The organism is Pseudoalteromonas obscura, from assembly GCF_030135505.1.
Lineage (GTDB): Bacteria > Pseudomonadota > Gammaproteobacteria > Enterobacterales > Alteromonadaceae > Pseudoalteromonas > Pseudoalteromonas obscura.
This window is the reverse complement of record NZ_JASJUT010000007.1, coordinates 137630-154715: the sequence shown is the minus strand read 5'-3', so window position 1 is coordinate 154715 and position 17086 is coordinate 137630. Positions and strand designations below refer to the sequence as shown.

General features: G+C 41.7%; 10 protein-coding genes. 3 read left to right on the top strand and 7 right to left on the bottom strand.

From position 1 onward, the window contains the following. Nucleotide 1: 1 nt before the first annotated feature. Nucleotides 2–2599 (bottom strand): ExeM/NucH family extracellular endonuclease, encoded by a 2598-nt coding sequence (locus QNM18_RS16635; protein WP_284137852.1) that lies wholly within the window; start codon nucleotides 2597–2599, stop codon nucleotides 2–4. A gap of 542 nt (nucleotides 2600–3141) precedes the next feature. On the opposite strand from QNM18_RS16635, the gene QNM18_RS16630 reads away from it, so the two are divergent. Beyond that, nucleotides 3142–4131, top strand: coding sequence for a hypothetical protein (locus QNM18_RS16630; protein WP_284137851.1), 990 nt, complete (start codon nucleotides 3142–3144; stop codon nucleotides 4129–4131). Nucleotides 4132–4196: 65 nt separating this feature from the next. Here the strand turns inward: QNM18_RS16630 and QNM18_RS16625 are convergent, their stop codons facing one another. Next, nucleotides 4197–4853, bottom strand: a complete 657-nt coding sequence (locus QNM18_RS16625; RefSeq protein WP_284137850.1) for a DUF1826 domain-containing protein — start codon at nucleotides 4851–4853, stop codon at nucleotides 4197–4199. A gap of 182 nt (nucleotides 4854–5035) precedes the next feature. Next, nucleotides 5036–7024: a methyl-accepting chemotaxis protein gene (locus tag QNM18_RS16620; RefSeq protein ID WP_211008828.1), complete on the bottom strand. Its 1989-nt coding sequence runs from the start codon at nucleotides 7022–7024 to the stop codon at nucleotides 5036–5038. Nucleotides 7025–7372: 348 nt separating this feature from the next. Between QNM18_RS16620 and QNM18_RS16615 the strand changes: the two genes are divergently transcribed. Then, a complete protein-coding gene (locus QNM18_RS16615) occupies nucleotides 7373–8128 on the top strand; it encodes a vWA domain-containing protein (RefSeq protein WP_211008827.1) in 756 nt (251 codons plus the stop codon). Nucleotides 8129–8568: 440 nt separating this feature from the next. Here QNM18_RS16615 and QNM18_RS16610 read toward each other — a convergent pair whose 3' ends face one another. The 4 genes from QNM18_RS16610 to QNM18_RS16595 all read right to left on the bottom strand — a co-directional run bounded on the left by QNM18_RS16610 (nucleotide 8569) and on the right by QNM18_RS16595 (nucleotide 14038). Beyond that, nucleotides 8569–9924, bottom strand: a complete 1356-nt coding sequence (locus tag QNM18_RS16610; RefSeq protein WP_284137849.1) for a DUF1501 domain-containing protein — start codon at nucleotides 9922–9924, stop codon at nucleotides 8569–8571. An 11-nt stretch (nucleotides 9925–9935) separates the two neighbouring features. Then, nucleotides 9936–11879, bottom strand: coding sequence for a DUF1800 domain-containing protein (locus QNM18_RS16605; protein ID WP_284137848.1), 1944 nt, complete (start codon nucleotides 11877–11879; stop codon nucleotides 9936–9938). Nucleotides 11880–11988: 109 nt separating this feature from the next. After that, the gene (locus QNM18_RS16600; RefSeq protein WP_284137847.1) at nucleotides 11989–13371 is read right to left on the bottom strand and encodes a sensor histidine kinase; all 1383 of its coding nucleotides are present in this window, start codon (nucleotides 13369–13371) and stop codon (nucleotides 11989–11991) included. Further along, nucleotides 13364–14038 (bottom strand): response regulator transcription factor, encoded by a 675-nt coding sequence (locus tag QNM18_RS16595; RefSeq protein WP_284137846.1) that lies wholly within the window; start codon nucleotides 14036–14038, stop codon nucleotides 13364–13366. The genes QNM18_RS16600 and QNM18_RS16595 overlap by 8 nt, the downstream gene beginning before the upstream one ends. 490 nt (nucleotides 14039–14528) lie before the next feature. Between QNM18_RS16595 and QNM18_RS16590 the strand changes: the two genes are divergently transcribed. Further along, nucleotides 14529–17051, top strand: coding sequence for a GH92 family glycosyl hydrolase (locus QNM18_RS16590; RefSeq protein ID WP_284137845.1), 2523 nt, complete (start codon nucleotides 14529–14531; stop codon nucleotides 17049–17051). Nucleotides 17052–17086 lie beyond the last annotated feature (35 nt).

The window sequence follows — 17086 nt, the reverse complement described above, 5'->3', positions numbered from 1 at the left end:
ACTACTTGGTAATTTTATATTTTAAGGTTACGTTGTGGTAGGGCAAAAAGCCTCTCAAGCCAATATGCCAAGTTCCCATTTGTGCATTTTGTATTTGACATGACTCGTTACTTCCCCATAAATATGGACGGCAATCAAACTTATAAAACTTAGGTTTTTTACCATGTCTTAAATACAGGTCTGCCTCTCCATTACCCTCAATGCTGACTTCCAAATTACTATATCCTTCAGGGACTTCAACAACAGTTCGCTGCCACCAAAACCAGCCATAAATATTGTCGATTTTACCTTCAATCACCGGGTATGGGTCCTGTGTATTTACCTCGATTACAATCGGGTCATGATCAGATGAACGATAAGCATGGTCCGCGTATAGCGATTGCTGATGTTTGTCTGACTTGTATTCTACGTTATAGTCTAATGCAACAGGTTCGTCTGCATTAATGTGCCAATCTGAAATAGCGACAACCTTTGCTGTCATAGAGTCACTGGCAAATGCATGGTCTAGGCTTCCTAAGCGCCCTTTAAATACGTAAGAGTAGCTATTCACATCCCCGTTTATAATATCCCTTAGATTTGAGTAGCCATTTGCACTCATCTGCCTGATTGGGTCTTCCAAATTGTAAGCATTAAAATCCCCCAATATCACAGTGTCATCGTCTTGAACGGTAGTTGGAGTACCAGCTAACCAAGAATGTAACTCGTTCACAGCATTTACGCGAGCTTGATTCCAACAGCCTTGCCCATCGTTCTGATCCTGATCTAGACCTTCTGCTCGACTGCAGCTACCTTTAGAGCGCAGGTGAGCAACTACCACGTTAAATACATCGGTGGTAGATAAGTCCTCAAAGCTCTGCATCACTGGTGGGCGATTACCGTAATCAAATGGGACAACATCTGTGAAAGCAGGCACACCTACTTCTTTTACTTTATTGCTGCGATAGATTATCCCTGACATTATTGCATCAGTACCTACAGAATCAGTAGCAAAGTTAACGTAACTATAGGTATTTTGTGGGTCTGCTTCGCTTAGTGAGCTGGCCAACTCAGCGATTGCGCTGTTTTCACTAAAGCCATCGTTTTCAACTTCTAACAGCCCAATGACATCTGCATCTAACGTCACCAATGCAGCCATAAGTTTGGCTTTTTGGCGTTGTAATTCTTCTAGTGAGTCTGCACCACGTGATGTCGGGAAGCCGCCGCCTAGCCCATCACCATTAAAAAAGTTCAGCACATTCATGCTCGCAATTCTTAAGTTACCTTTTTGTGTGACTTGAGGAGAATCGTTACGAGGGTTTTCTTGGATGAAGTTTGGCGCTGTGATCGGATGAATTCGATATTGAGAGAAACCATATCCGATCACACCTTCAACGCCGCTCACCTTATCACCCAATCTAATCGTATTGTATGCATCAAGCTCAGGTGTCGGGTAAGGTATTATTTCCGGGTTTTGCGCTGTCGAGCCATCATCCAAAGTAATTTCTTTGCTCACATTCAGGCGCTCGATAGCATTGGCCGCTTCCCCAGGCAATGCCACTTGAGTACCTTGATACAAACGCTCAGAGCCCAGCTTTAATTCTCCGTAGCGCTTTAAGCCGTATGTGTCATTTACAAACAGCTCGTTGGTTATGTTCACAAGCATACCTTCATACGCTTCCAAACCAGACTCTACCGGCAAACTAATGTCTACACTCACCACCGAATCTGTACCACAAGATATTGCGCTACTCACATTTGAAATTTGAGTTTGCCCATATGACTCCCTGACGCTACCGGATAATTTAATCACTTGCCCTTCTACAATTGACGCGTCTTGATATGAAACAAATATACCTTCAGAAGTCAGTGGGTTGTTATCCTGCTCAAAATCTTCTTCTTGAATGAAAAACCCTTTTAATTGGCCATCTTCAACAAAAGACGCTGTTACCACCCCTTGAATTTCAACTTGTTGACCCACTAACGGACTTTCAGAAGATTCGCCTTGAATTACGTGAATTAAGACGTTGTTTTCATTACAAACAAGTACTGGTGGCTCAGTTGGATCTGTGGCATTGTGAAGACCAATATTTGAAAAATCGTCCTTTGCAAGTGCTTCCCACTCTGTAGATGGTAAAAACACATCATCTACAACCGTATCTCCTGCTACAACAGAACTCATTCGGACTAGTGATTTGTCTTTTGTGGAAACGCCTTGATCAGTCCACGCTGAACCCGGATCGAAACCTACTTGTCCAATACTGTCCACAGCACCATTGCTATTTGACAACACAATGGCATCATCGCCGTTATACCAACTGCCGTCTTTTTGTTGTTGTGCCTTGAGTCTAAGCTCTTCTGCCGCTCTGGCGTGCACTACAACATGTGTAGCTTTTGGCAACAATGTGCCTTCAAGCGCAATGCTGGTTCCCGCTGTAGATTTACCGTTAAAATAAAACTCAAGGCGATAGCTACTCAAATCGACTTCAGATTCGCCGCTGTTGTAGAGTTCGATTGCTTTGTTATAACTGCTTCCTTCGACATATTCAGAAATCATGATCTCAGCATAAGCGGGTGCCATTAAACACGCGACTGCCGAAGCTAGTAGAGATTTTTTGAACATAGTTATTTCCATTTACTTTGGTTTTTAATGAATTATTTAGTAATAAGGGATGTAACTCTATATGAAAAATATTTCAATTGTAATATTTTTGTATCTTTTTTATTGAATTTAAATTCATTTTTGAGCATCGAAAAGTGTTTGATTTTCACAGCTCTAACTATTTAGTTTTAGTCTAATAAATTTAAATCAACCGCAAGACCCCATTACAGGTCCACCTAATAAAGTGTCTCACTCTTATGACCGTGAGTACAGAAACAATATTCAAGCGAGTTTCAAATGAACAAAATAATTATTGATATCTTATAACAATATGAACTCCATTTTACGTGGTGTTTTTTTGACCACCAGCGCAAAACTAAGTTACTGTCTAAAAGTCAATTAAATTGACTAACTCTGAAATAGCGAGATCGTCTTGAGAGGCTCAGCGTATTTAATTACAACGCTGAGAAGGCAGTAATGACAAAGGCTCTTTCAGTAACAATTAGTTACTCTCAGCTAATTAGATCACAACATGTAAAGAAATTTCAAAAAAGGAAGATTTAATGGAAACGAAAAATCTGATGAAACTCGCCTTACTATCACTACCAATGATGATCGCGGCGCCGGCAAATGCGCACAAGGAACAGGGCATTATTGACACAAATACTCAACAAGAATTAGTGGCCAACATCACTCTCAATCTTGATTGCCAAGCCCACCCAGAAGCACTGCAAAGAGCCGTCTCCTTCAATTACCTCGAGCAAACAGTAAAATTCGTGGTTTCAGGAGAATGCGCAGGTCCAATTGAAATTAAGAATAGTCGATTCGAAATTATCAATGACGCTGGAAGAACAGGTTCAATACGAGTTAAGCAAGATCAGGAGCACGTACAACAGAGTGCGGTATTGGTTCGGTCTGGTTCGGTTGTACTTTCGAACATCAATATCGATGTACCAAATGATATGCCTGCGGTTGAACTTAAAGCCAACAGTGTTGGGCAACTAAAACAAGTTACCACTAATGCCAAATCAGCAAGCGAAGACTCAATCCAACAATTTTTGGTCACTGACAATAGCACAGCGTATTTTGAAGGTTTCTCAGGAAATTCCGTTGGAGTTTATGGCAGCTCTTACGCAGAGTTTACAAAAGCAACTGACCAAATCAAACTTAGTGTTTTCGACACCTCTTCAGCAAAGTCGAACGACAAAAACCACTTTAGCTCAGTTCAGGTCGCGGGGAATGGATATTTCTTAGCTGACAATCAAAGTAACATCAATTTACTTATGGTTTGGAGCAAAGGAGCTGCGGAAATCAACAACAAAAGTCGAGTGGGGGAGATCATGATGGGCGGGCAAACCCACTTTGCTGCTTACAAAGAGTCGACTATTGCTGGGCCTTACGGGATATGGGGGAATGTTGTATTTGAACTAGAGCATTCAACTGCATATAACTGGAAGGCTGTAGATAAGCCTTATTCAATTATCATTGGGAACAATGCCAATGTGAACGGCAAGTTCTACCCAGGGTGGAGCTGGACAGGTCAAGCAAAATAATGATGCCTTGCCTAGAAAGAGAAGGCTAACTTCTCTTTCTTATGATAAACCAGACGCCATAACATTTAACTAATATAATCTATATAGACACAAAGTTTCGCAGTGTCGTTGCCAAATAGCGGAGAAGAGCAAACAACCGCATTGTGTTCTTGATCTAGCCAATTTTTACCTTTCATCAATGCAATATCGCCATCACACAATGTGTTTACATTACACTCTTTTGGCTTTTTAACTGCTGGAGTGAATTGGCCTTTTTCAAGAGGGTAGTATTCGACGAAGCCGTGCTCCAACCACCTTTCTCCACTCCCACCTAACGTGGAGAGCATTCTCACAATACCGTTTTGAGAATGAAAAGCCGGGCTCATAGCATAAGTGCAGGGGAGGATCCTCAAACCAATTTCTTTTGGTTCAAGTAAAGCATCAAACATGCAGAGCATTAATTCAATATGTTCAACCAATAAATTACCGTGCGCTGTACCTACAAACACGTTTTTAACTTGCTCTGACAGTTCTTCATTAATTGCACCTTGATACTGGAAAGCGTGATCTGGCGCTTTTTTAACATAATGAACCGCTGCACGGCTTTTAGCCCAAGTAGCGGGTGTGCAATAACAGGCGAGTGCTGTGTTAGGATCATAAATCTCTGAAAGGACGCTAGCGGACTCATCAATAAGATATTTAGTGCTTTGTGTTTGAGCACAAACTTCAGAATTAACGCTCATAAACCTACATTGTTATGTGATAATATATCAACACTATCACTTTCGACGACCGAATTGAAGTGGTTACAGTAATTTATTGAGAATACGAATTAATATCAGTCAAAATGTATCTGCTTAAAAGAACTCGAAGGCGGGGCTACCGCCACATCAAACTCAAAAGCCTAAGCTAAAACCATGGACCATCAGTCAATCTTAAAGTTATCCATGGTTCTTTGTAAGGTATCACTGTTCAACTTCATGTCTTCAAAAAGTTTTTTCAAGGCTATTGATGTCTCTAATTCGTCTGTTGCAGCATCAAGCACAGCTGACGTGTTAGTTGATATGTCCTGTGCAACGGTAGATTGCTGTTGAGCCGCTGTCGCAACGGATGTTGTCAGCTGCTCAACGTGATTACTATGTTCGCTCACTTGCATGGAGACCAGCCGAGTTTCTTCTATTTCACTCATGATTTCGCTGGCAAGTTGAGTGTTATCTTTTATTGCATTAACAACACTCTGGCTAATTTCATTTAAGTTACTCAATAGTGATGAAATCTGCTCTGACGATTCTTTACTATTGTTTGCAAGGCCACGCACTTCATCTGCGACAACTGCGAAACCGCGGCCATGCTCACCAGCCCTAGCAGCTTCAATGGCAGCATTTAAGGCGAGTAAATTTGTTTGGTCAGCAACACTGCGAATAGAGTCCAGTATCGTGTTTATTTCCGCCACTTGCTTTTCCATATTTGCGGCCATTTCATTGACCGTATCCATGTGATCAGACAGGGTATTCATTGCATCCAAATTTCTTTGATTGTCTTCTAACAGCTTTTGAGATTCGTTGTTAAGCTGATCGCTTGCAGCCAAAGTGTCGGAGGCTGAACGAGCAATTTCTTCGCTGGTTGCCGCCATTTCTTCAATTGCCGTCGCAATGCTCGACGCCATAGTTTGGGTTCGCTGCGCCTCTTCGTTGACATGACTTGCCGCCTTATCCATTTCGCCCCCCAACTCTGTACCAACTTTTATAGATTTGGATAAACCGACAAGTAAATCTTTAAAAGCATATACGGTATTGTGAATGGATTCGGAAATTTGCCCCAATTCGTCGCTGGTTTTCAGTCGTACATCTAAAGTCAAATCACCTTCTTTGGCGACTTTTTCCAAAATACCTGTTAAATGATGCAATTCATGCTTCAAAGATGATACTAAATGCATGTTGATCACTGCGATTATGCTCATGGCCAGAATGAAAGCTATTCCAATAAACATACTCTGGCTAAGCAAATCGCTTTTCACCTTGGAACTGTGATTTAACGTTTTAACCCACTGACCATCGAGAATTTTTTTAACCGCAACGATTTGATTTGTGGCTTTAGGAAACCATTCATTGCTTGATAAAAGCGTATTGAAATCAGGGTTGTCTTCTATTAATAAGTAATTTATTACTTTATCCAGCTCCCTGGCCGTTGTATCAGACATCGCTTGATTGTATTGCGCAAGCTGCTCTCCCTCTAGTATCGCTTCGAGCTGCTCTTTTAGCACACCGAGTTGCGTTTGATAGTAAGTGAGCTCGCCTCTGAGCTTTGAGCTTACTTGCTTTTTGGCCAAGACCCCATTTATCTTCCCTCTGATCTGACCTTTGCGCTCTTTGCTTTTTGCCAATAAAAACGCAATTGATAGCTTTGAAGCTAAATCTCGATTGCTGATATAAGCTTGCATTCGGATAGCTGTGTCAATCGCGACTTGATTCAGGTGGCTGTAATATTTAAAAGCACTTTTACTGTTTAAGTTGTCCACTTCACGCCTGACAGCGGATTTCCCTTGGAGCTCCCTAAATAAGAACGGAAGCCATTTTTGTACTTTTTCGTCTTCCTTGAACTGCCCCGAGTATAAGTCTCTGACTACTTTCACAGCGTTATCTGCCTTTATCCTCTGCGCTGATACGAGTTGTCTTTTATCTGCACTCGGATTTCCTAAGTAACCAGCTGACAATCCTCGCTCTACTGCATGATGGTGTGCGACTTTCTCTATAGCATCTAAGAGCTTTATATATTCTATATCCTGCAGTGTCGAGTTGTAGTCTTGCCAGTATTGCGATGCAATTTTGAAAAGTAGGATAAAGATGAAAATAACAAGTGCGAGAGAGCTAATTATCGTCAGTTGCAAAATGGATAAGCGTTTTAGCAAATTCATTCAATTTCTCCGAGGCGTATACCTATTGCCAATCTTAAGCGGATGGCTACTAATCTTTCCTTAAGTTAAAAGATAGTCAAAATAACCAGTTCGTCATAAGTTTCTTCACGTAAATAGTCACTTGTAGAGAAATATCTACTAGTAGGTTTGTGTACTTTTATCGTTAGTACCAATTATTTAAGCAGCTGTAACAGAGTGTAATAGTAACCATTCTCAAGCGCACTAGGCTTCTATCATCAGCACTAACCATGCAAAATCGCAGTTTGGGATTAATGAAACCTATTAGGGCTGAATAAAGATAGCCACAATGTATTGTGGCAACACCTTATACGGATATGGAGTTTAAATATGAAAACTTTAGCAAGCATTCTACTCGGCGCGTTAACGACCGTGTCATTTTCGACACTTAGCGCACCAGAGTCTTATGGCATTTTGTTTTTGGATAGAAGCGGTTCTATGATGACATTGCGACCCGACAAACAATCTCGATGTGCCTACTCAAAACAGCAAGCCATTAGTAAAGCGACTAAGTTCTTTTTAGATAGCTCGATAAACGGCCAGAAGTTGAATGTCAAAACCTTTAGTAGTGGTGGCCAAATCCAATCCATTACCAATGGATTTGTTGACTTCACAGGTGCGTTTATGGCGCTACAACAGCTTGATGGAGAGGGATGTCGCGGTGCCACAGCACTTGCCGAAGCCATGTGTGATGGTGCTGATGAATTACGTACTAACTTTTCGGTAGAAGCCAGCAGAGGCGCATTGCTGCGCGTGTATGGCTCTAGTGATGGTGACGAAAACGCGAGTCCTGTGACACATTGCGGAGGCGCTAATTGGCAAGCGAATGTGACCGCTAAGTACTTAATGGAACTGCCACAAGTGCAATTTAACGCAACCATATACACAGGCACCGTACAGAGCATAGCAATGTCAGATAAACTAAATGCAGCGATTGCAAATGATCTCCCTGCTTACGCTATGTCGCCTAATACCTATACTAAAAATGTACCCACTTTTGATTTTCTCAAGCAGCTTGCAGCACAAACTGGCGGGACAGTGGAAGAAGTCAGTGATAGTGATGGCGGCGACCCTGGAGAATGGTAAACAGCTGCACTTTTAATTTCTCAATAACGCTTTTCTCAATTTATTGAATGGAGAAGCGTTATTAGTTGTGATCAGATAGCTTTAAATATTCAAAAACTTAAACACTGTACCAGCAAGAATGGGGTGATCTAAGTTCCTATTAGGTGTCTTAGAAAATGAAGATCTCGTTCAATTGACGACAGTAAGATGCTGAGAGAGGCTTAATTGGGCCTGTCTTCGTCAGTCTGGCTTTTACGTTTTTTGAACTTCTCTTTATAACGATCCCCGTATAAGAAACACAAACAAATTAACAGTAAAACAAGAATTAGAAATACACTTCCGCTATACGAAATAACCATAGCCTTGACCCAGTTCATTACACAACTTTAAGTATAGTAAGTTTAGGAAGAGGACCCAGCTCTTCCTAACAATTTAGCCGCTTGAACCTGAGGTTATCGACCTTAGACAAATAGGGCCGGACGATCGGAGAACTTGGAGAGATTTGGAAATACTTGCGCCAGTTCAGTCTCTGATAACCCTAACCAAGCGCCCAACGAAGCGGCATATTGATCTACAGCCATCGTTGGTATCAACCGACCACTACCCGCATCCAATTCATGACCAAATTCAGCTTGTGGAACGTCACCGAATATCGTTCCACCATTTATCGCTCCGCCCATAATAAAGTGATGTGCACCCCACCCGTGATCGGTACCATCACCATTAATAGCCAAAGTTCTTCCGAAGTCCGATGCGGTGAACAAGGTGACATTGTTGCTCAACCCCATACTTTCCATCGACGTGTTGAAAGCAGCTAACGCCGCATCCAAAGCACTTTGTAATTTTGGTAAACTTTGAGCTTGGTCGGAGTGCGTATCAAAACCACCCATTGTCACCACAAAGATTTGTCTTTTTGTACTTAACTGTTCTCTTACCGCCAACGTACGTGCAACAGACTCCAACTGCCTGCCTAACCTTGATTTTGGAAACTCACCTACGTTCACAGACTGTCCTGAAATCGCTTGATTAAACATCTGATTGGCATCAAATGATTGGCTAATTTTCGCAGAAAGATCTTGCTGTAAATAGTTAGTCGTCTGATGCCCGCTTGCGCTAAAATGTGCTTGTACTTGCTCATTGCCTTCAAAAAAATCAAGTGCATCTATGGTTGCTGCACGACCATCATTCACGTGGTAAGGAGTTGTATTTGTGCCAGTTACAAGTAGCTCTGCACTGGATGTTGTGATTGCTGAAAATGTGTTCGTTTGCACGGTTCCTTGATTAATTAAGGCATCATTCAATCGACCAGCCCAACCAAACTGCGCCCCCTCAGCTTTACCTGACATCCAAGTACTTTGCTGATCATTGTGGGAAAATAGCCTTGACGGCAGTTTCGCCGTTTCTTGGCGAATACTCGTCGCTGTAACATTTTCCAATAAAGGCCCGACGTTACCTACAACTGACAGCTTGCCTTGCTGATATAGACTAGCGATGTTTGGCATTTCTGGCGGTAACGCAAATTGGCGATCGGCAAATCGAGAAGGTGTATTAATTGGCAATATGCTTCCCAGATCGCGCTTAGTCGCATATCGGTTGAGTAAAGGCGCTCTTATTTGTGCCCATTTTTTATAGCTATCACCATCAAAGGGAATGATTGTATCGTGATTATCCATTCCGCCGTACAAAAAGACGCATACAAGCGCTTTATACTCTCCACTATCGTTAACTTGGGTACTAGCTAGCACTTTTCCCATATTCAAAATAGAAGAAGCAACAACTCCTGCACTGGCTGATTTTATAAAATTACGTCTATTCATTGCCCATTCTCCTATTTTTGTACCAAGTAATCAGGTGATGACATCACCATTAATATGCCAAGTTGTACACGAGGTAAAAGTCCATCATCCTCATCGGCTTCAACGGTAGCTAAAACATCTGATATATTTTTTCGGCTTCGCTCACTGAGCTGTTGTGCGCTCAATATCACGTCCAAATAATCAACCAATGCACTCGGTTCATCTGCAATGGCGAGTAAGGGTTCGTAGTCTGGTTTAAAGCTTTCCAGCGCCTGTGCAATATCAGCTTCAATTCCCAACTCCTCTAACTCATTTTTAAGCTCCTCGAGATCCGCGTCCTGTTGCTGCCCGGTAATAAAGAAGGTCATAAAATTTACATACCCAGGAATTGAACTTGCATTAGTAATTTGTAGCTCTGGAGCCACGAGACCTTGTGCTGCGCTCACACTGCCGGGAGATTTGTAACCTGGACGAAAATAATTGAATACACTGGGTGCTCGGTAGGGGTGTTGGCCAAGCGCTGAACTGGCACCAGTTTCCCACAAGAGGCTCACAAACTGAGGGGTTACATTTTCTACATTAAATGCGCGAGCCCACTGAGTAAAACGCAAAATTGGCTCACGTATTTTCCCCCCAGTTTGTGCCGACAGTGTTCGGGCTTCTTGATCAAACAAAATAGCAGCCACAGTTGCTGTCAGATCACCTCGCTGCTGAGTACCTACCTGTTGACCATCAGGTAACACAAACTGACCAGATTCAAATGCGGTTACAACACGCCCAACATAATCTGGACTTGGATTAGATGTTACTAATCTTTGTATGAGTTGCTTTGTCACAAATGGCGCTAAGTTTGGATGTGCGTAAATATGATCTAGAGCTTGGGTAATTGACGCTCTTGCATCTGTGCCTTCTGGGATAGTAAGCTCTAAGAACGATTTTGCTTTTTCTGAATGTGATTCGGAAAATACTGCCATGGGCATACTAAATCTTTTGCCGAGTGGGGCATCTGGATCTTCTTCGTCCAAATTCAGGCCGGTGAATACTCTTGCCAATCCTGTAATATCAGTATTGTTATATAACTCAACTTTTTCTCCGCTATCGTTTACCTTCTCTGTGCCATCATTGTTTAATGCAACAACGCCTAACGTAAACAACTGCAATAACTCTCTCGCATAATTTTCGTCCGGCATCCTGCCAGTTTGCGCATCGCCTTTTTCACTGCCCATATAAGTTAAATAATGACCCATGGCAGGAGAGTAGGTGACTTGTTCCAGAATCGTTCTGTAATTACCAAATGCATTTGTGATAAGAATATCTTGGTAAAACGCCACAGCTTCTGGTACATCAGTCAGTACTTCACCCCCTCCATTTGAAACCACTAAGATCTCTGAAAGCGCAAACGCAATACGTTGTCTGAGCTGATCTTCTCCACTAATCGCGTTTCTCCAAAATGAAAAGCTAGTTTGTTCAATGTAGAACAAGCTAAAATCATCCTCTGGATCGGCTGGAGCTGCCGCTTCTACTCCTGGTAAAACCAAACTCGCTGGCAAAGCCAATTGATTGACAAACCACTCCGATGCACTGGTGCTCTCTAACTCATTTAATTGACTTGGCTGAACACCAAAGGTAGCTTGCTGAATAAAGCGTGACACTTCAATTTTAGAAGAAAACGTAGTGTCATCGCCTGAAGGTTCTTGATTGTTTTCATCCTCATTTGCTGAGTTTTCACCGTCGGAAGAATTTTCATCTTCATCGCTATTGTTGCCGTTGCTCGCATTGCTATCACCGCCGTTATTCGATTCACTCCCATTATTGACAGGATTGTTATTATCTTGCGCACTGCTGGTGGGTTGATTGGTTGTATTAACTTGGCTTTGAGATGTGTTATTTTGCTCGCTGCCGCCGCTTCCACAGCCAGACAGCAAGCCAACAAATAAAGCTAATACAATACTTTGTATATATTTTTTTATGTGCATAATTTAGCCTTAAACATAGATCAGACACTATTAGTTTAGAGCTAAATGACGCTTTTATGTTTTACACCTTGCATACATTCGTCATACAAAATTGTATGAATCACAATATTTAGTTTGAAATTGGCACTTCGATATTGAACACAGCACCTTTTTGATCTGACAATAAACATAACTTGGCGTCATGCACATCACAAATTGCTTTAACAATACTCAACCCGAGACCATTACCGGGTTTTGACCTACTTACATCCGCGCGATAAAAGCGCTCAAATATATGAGGCTGATCTTGCAAGCTTATACCGGGGCCGTCATCGCCGACTTGCAACAACGCGCTACCTGTATGACTTTGCAATCTAATCCAAACATTTGCAGACGAATGACTATACTCCAAAGCGTTTTCAAACAGATTGCAAATTAATTGACTTAATAAATCACTATCGCCAAAGCAATACACATCATCAACTGTCGACAACTCAAGCACTCGTCCGCTGTCTTCGAAAACAGGTTGATAGCTAAGCGTGAGGTCAGTTATTAGTTCCGAGAGATTAATCTGAATAAAGTTGCTCTTATGCTTTCCGGATTCAATACTATTGAGCCGCACTAGATTGTTGAATGTAGATATCACAGCATTAAGATCTTCACTCGCACGAGTAATATGCGCATCAATTGCAGTGTTGTCTCCCAAATCTTGCCGCATAGATTGTAGGCGGTTTGCGACTCTCGACAATGGCGTTTTTAAATCATGAGCAATACCGACAGACATGGTCTTTGCTCTGCCATGCAAAAAAGCTATTTGGTCTAACATTTCATTGGTTGCGTGTATTATGTCTCTGTGAAGCTCCATTTTATTATCGAGATTAAGGCGAGCTGTATCAGGGGATTGCCCAATCTCAGATAACCTTTCAACAATTTGTCTTGTGGCCTGCTTGCTATTTCCACCAGCAACTATTGATAATATAAAATGACTCACTGCGGCAATGCTTGCCAAGATAAGCCCAAAACGAACTAAAATTGTGGACGTAAACTCATGTTCATAACTTATGGGTTGAGCAATGCTTAAGTGCTGTTGTTCGTCTAATTGAACGGTTAGCGTCAATAGCTTGAAACTTTTATTCGAGTCAAAATCCAGTGTCTGCCATTTTGCATCAGGTGAAATAGGTAACGTCAGTTCAGTACCAAGTGCCAATTCGTTATCAATAAACAAAGCAAAAATTGCATCGTGCTCATTTAGCCTCTCAAGACTTTCTTTGCGGTCCCACATAGTATGGGGTTCCAAATCAAGTTCTTCCAAAATGCTATCAAGCCCTTCTTCTTCATATCGTGACTTAACTTCATCTAGGTATTCTGTTAATTCGATTTTCTGGTTAGCATCTATTGCAGATAACACAATCAATGAAGTGATAGTGATTGCACTGACAACGAATATCGTCACGACAGCGCTCGTTTTAGCTGCATTGAAAACAAGTGAGGAGTCTTTAATATATTTAATCATTAGAAATAATGTAACCGCAGCCGCGAACCGTCTTGATCAATTCGATGTTAAAAGGTTTGTCGACCTTATTTCTCAACCTACTTACGTGAGTTTGGACCAAACTGGTTTTAGGGTCAAAATTGAAGCCCCAAACCTTTTCAAGAAGCATAGTTTTTGTGACCAATTGTCCTGGGCTCTGCATTAGAAATTCCAGAATCTGATATTCCTTTGTATTTAAGTCAATGACTTGGCCATCTCTGGTGACTTTTCGACTCGTTCGTTCGACAATAAGGTCCCCCAATCGAAGAGACACCGTAGATTGTGAAATCGGTTTTCGCCTAGTGAGCGCCTTGAGCCTCGCGTGCAGTTCCGAAAACTCAAATGGTTTAACTAAATAGTCGTCTGCACCTGCATCTAGACCCGCAACCCTATCTGCGGTATCACCCAAAGCCGTTAACATAATAATGGGCGTCGTCACGTTGCTTGCTCTTAGGACCTTAACAGCGTCTAGACCATCCATATTAGGAAGCAGGCGATCAAATATAATTACATCAAACTCTGAAGAAGAAGCAGCTATCATCCCTTCACTGGCTGATGTTACGTGCAGAACAGATTCGCCATTCTGTAGCAATCCCTTTTTTATAAAAGAGGCAGTATCCATATCATCTTCAACGATGAGTACATTCATAAATTGGTTCTATTGTTGACTTTTGTTAAGTTTAACTCAATCGTTGCTAAAACGAAGATACAATTTTGTATGACTCAACATGCACATTGATGCAGATAGTTCTTCACATGAAACACATAATGTACTTTGCAGTGAAATACTCAAAATAACTCCTCACATAGAAATTAGTACACCTAAAATATTTTTTTAGAACCATAGAAAGTGGTGAAGCTAACAACGATTAACGATTTTAATTTGGTAAGCGAAACAAATCGCGTTTAATACGCATCAGGAAAGTATTGTCTGTATTATTCTTTATTGGCTAAACCGAACCGCAAAGCCTAGACCCTGCAAAAATAGACGTATCTCTTAACAGAAATGTTAATTTATCGCTTAAACCTATTAAATAAACGCATTAAAATTGTACAAACTTAGTAATTAATGGCATCGTGTAAAGAAACTTTATCAATGTCCGACTCTAAAATTGGAACGTTCTAAGAGCAAACCTACAATGACCCTTAAAATATCAGCTAAAAATTTGGCAGTTTTGTCATTTACTTCCGCTTGTCTAATTGGCTGTAGTGAGAAGCCAAATGAAGAAGTGTTCAATACGACAACACAGGACACACCAGAAACCAAATATGTTTCTGATGTCGTCAGTTACGTGAATCCCTTAATAGGTACAAAGGGGCCATTTAATCATCGTCAAGCAGGTAATGTCACTCCGGGTGCTGTAATGCCGTTTGGTATGTTTAATTTTGGTCCTGAACACGCATATACAGAAGACTTAATGGCTGAATCTGAGGGAATTTCAAAAAAGATTCTTGAAGAGAAGAAACGGGTACCGGTATCCCCTGGCGGTTACAACTATCAAGCAAGCCGAGTAAAAGGCTTTTCGTTTACTCGTCTATCTGGAACAGGTTGTCTTGGCGCATCAGGTGATATACCCGTTATGCCTTTTACGAAAGATATTACATTTTCACCTGCTACAGATCCGATAAACGGATATTACAGCGCAGCCTTTAGCCACGATGATGAGACTGCAATTCCAGGTTATTATCAAGTTGGGTTAGACAACGGGGTAAACGTAGAGCTTACATCGACCACACGCACAGGTATTGCAAATTTCACGTTTAAGCACTCAGATAACGCAAAACTCTTGTTCCGAACGTCCTATTCTCAACTAGGTAGTGGAGACGCATTTGCAAAAGTAGATCCAAAAAGCGGCGAAATTACTGGTTATGTGACTTCGGGTAACTTCTGTGGGTACTTAGGTGAGCACAATCGACGAGATTACTACACACTGCATTTCGTCGCTAAACTTGATAAACCAATTTCAGGTTCTGGCGCTTGGAAAGATGCAAAGCTGTCCGATGGTGCAACTTCATCAAAAGGCGCAATGGGTTATGGTGATAACGGCTGGCCGGACATTGGTAAAGGCTCCGGTGTTTGGGTCGACCTTGACATCAACGACGGAGAAACGGTCCAAATGCGCGTTGGTATATCTTATGTCAGTCTAGAAAATGCTAGAGAGAACTTAGCTAAAGAGCAAGGTGATACAAGCTTTGCTGCGCTTCAAAAGCAATCACAGCAAGCCTGGGAAGCCGAGCTATCCAAAATAAAAGTAGCTTCCGATGACAACAGCAAATTACGTATTTTCTATACCGCCTTGTATCATAGTTTGTTCCACCCTAATGTTTTCTCTGACGTAAACGGAGAATACACGGGCTTTGACCAAAAAGTACATACAATATCATCAACGCAAACAGCTCAATACGCTAACTTTTCTGGCTGGGATGTATATCGTTCTCAACTGCAATTGGTAACCTTATTAGATCAACAGCGAGGAAGTGATATCGCACAGTCGCTTTTTAACCAAGCAAATCAATTTAATGGGGTATGGGATCGCTGGACGCACAATGCAGGTCCAACTGGCGTGATGAGTGGTGACCCGTCAACAATCGCAATCTCTAATTTCGTTGCTTTTGGTGCAGACAATTTTGATGTATCGGGTGCTTATGCTTCACTGCGTAAGGCTGCAACTCAACCAACAGAATTTGATTTGACTGATATCGGGTGCCCGGTTTTTTGTAGAGGTCAAAAACCATCATTAGATGAATGGCAAAGCATTGGTTATATATCCGAACAATCCAACAGTTGGGAAGGCGCCTCAGAAACACTTGAGCAAGCATCAAGTTATTTTTCTTTAGCACAGTTGGCTAACCGCTTAGGAGAGCAAGATGATGCTTCACGCTTTGTCGATGAAGCAGGATATTGGAGAAATATCTATAATCCTTTGGCAACGGAATCATTAGGGTACATTCAAGGTCGCAACCAAGATGGAACATGGAAAAAAGAGTTTGACGCTTTTTCTGGTCATCTATTTGTAGAGGGTAGCCCCGCTCAATATCTTTGGATGGTTCCCCATGACGGTGCGGGTCTTTCAACCATCCTTGGCGGAGATAATGTCATGAGTGAGAGGCTTGATAGTCACTTCCGAAAAGCAGATGGTACTTGGGTGCTCTATCGTGACTCAGCGCAATTTGCAGATGTCTCAAATCAACCCTCAATTCTATCTCCATGGATGTATCTACATACTGGAAATGCCTACAAAACACAGCAGACTGTGCGTGAAACCATGGCGCAACTTTGGCTAGATACACCTGACGGCATACCGGGGCAAGACGACCTTGGCCAAATGTCATCTTGGTATGTTTTTGCGAGCCTTGGGATCTACCCCAAATATCCTGGACGCGCAGATTTAGTGTTATCAAGTCCTCAATTTACTCAAGCTAAAATCGGGAACTTAACTATAAATGCACCAAGTGCTTCTCGTAAAAATATTTATATTAACTCATTAAAAGTAAACGGTAATGACACCTTGAAAAGCTGGATTGACGAAACATATATAAACGAACCTGTTACTTTAGACTTTAGTTTAAGCGAAACGCCAAACCACGAATTTGGGAAAGCCGTTGAGCACAGGCCACCAAGTTACTCCCCAACAAACCTTAAAGAAAAGTCTATTCTTTAAACGTTTGTATTATAAAAGAAACAAAACAAGCATTG

What these genes read in the sequence shown, in the direction of transcription:
- QNM18_RS16595 (WP_284137846.1), bottom strand. Translation starts at nt 14,038, where the DNA reads ATGAATGTACTCATCGTTGAAGATGATATGGATACTGCCTCTTTTATA.
- QNM18_RS16610 (WP_284137849.1), bottom strand. Translation starts at nt 9,924, where the DNA reads ATGAATAGACGTAATTTTATAAAATCAGCCAGTGCAGGAGTTGTTGCT.
- QNM18_RS16590 (WP_284137845.1), top strand. Translation starts at nt 14,529, where the DNA reads ATGACCCTTAAAATATCAGCTAAAAATTTGGCAGTTTTGTCATTTACT.
- QNM18_RS16615 (WP_211008827.1), top strand. Translation starts at nt 7,373, where the DNA reads ATGAAAACTTTAGCAAGCATTCTACTCGGCGCGTTAACGACCGTGTCA.
- QNM18_RS16605 (WP_284137848.1), bottom strand. Translation starts at nt 11,879, where the DNA reads ATGCACATAAAAAAATATATACAAAGTATTGTATTAGCTTTATTTGTT.
- QNM18_RS16600 (WP_284137847.1), bottom strand. Translation starts at nt 13,371, where the DNA reads ATGATTAAATATATTAAAGACTCCTCACTTGTTTTCAATGCAGCTAAA.
- QNM18_RS16620 (WP_211008828.1), bottom strand. Translation starts at nt 7,024, where the DNA reads ATGAATTTGCTAAAACGCTTATCCATTTTGCAACTGACGATAATTAGC.
- QNM18_RS16635 (WP_284137852.1), bottom strand. Translation starts at nt 2,599, where the DNA reads ATGTTCAAAAAATCTCTACTAGCTTCGGCAGTCGCGTGTTTAATGGCA.
- QNM18_RS16630 (WP_284137851.1), top strand. Translation starts at nt 3,142, where the DNA reads ATGGAAACGAAAAATCTGATGAAACTCGCCTTACTATCACTACCAATG.
- QNM18_RS16625 (WP_284137850.1), bottom strand. Translation starts at nt 4,853, where the DNA reads ATGAGCGTTAATTCTGAAGTTTGTGCTCAAACACAAAGCACTAAATAT.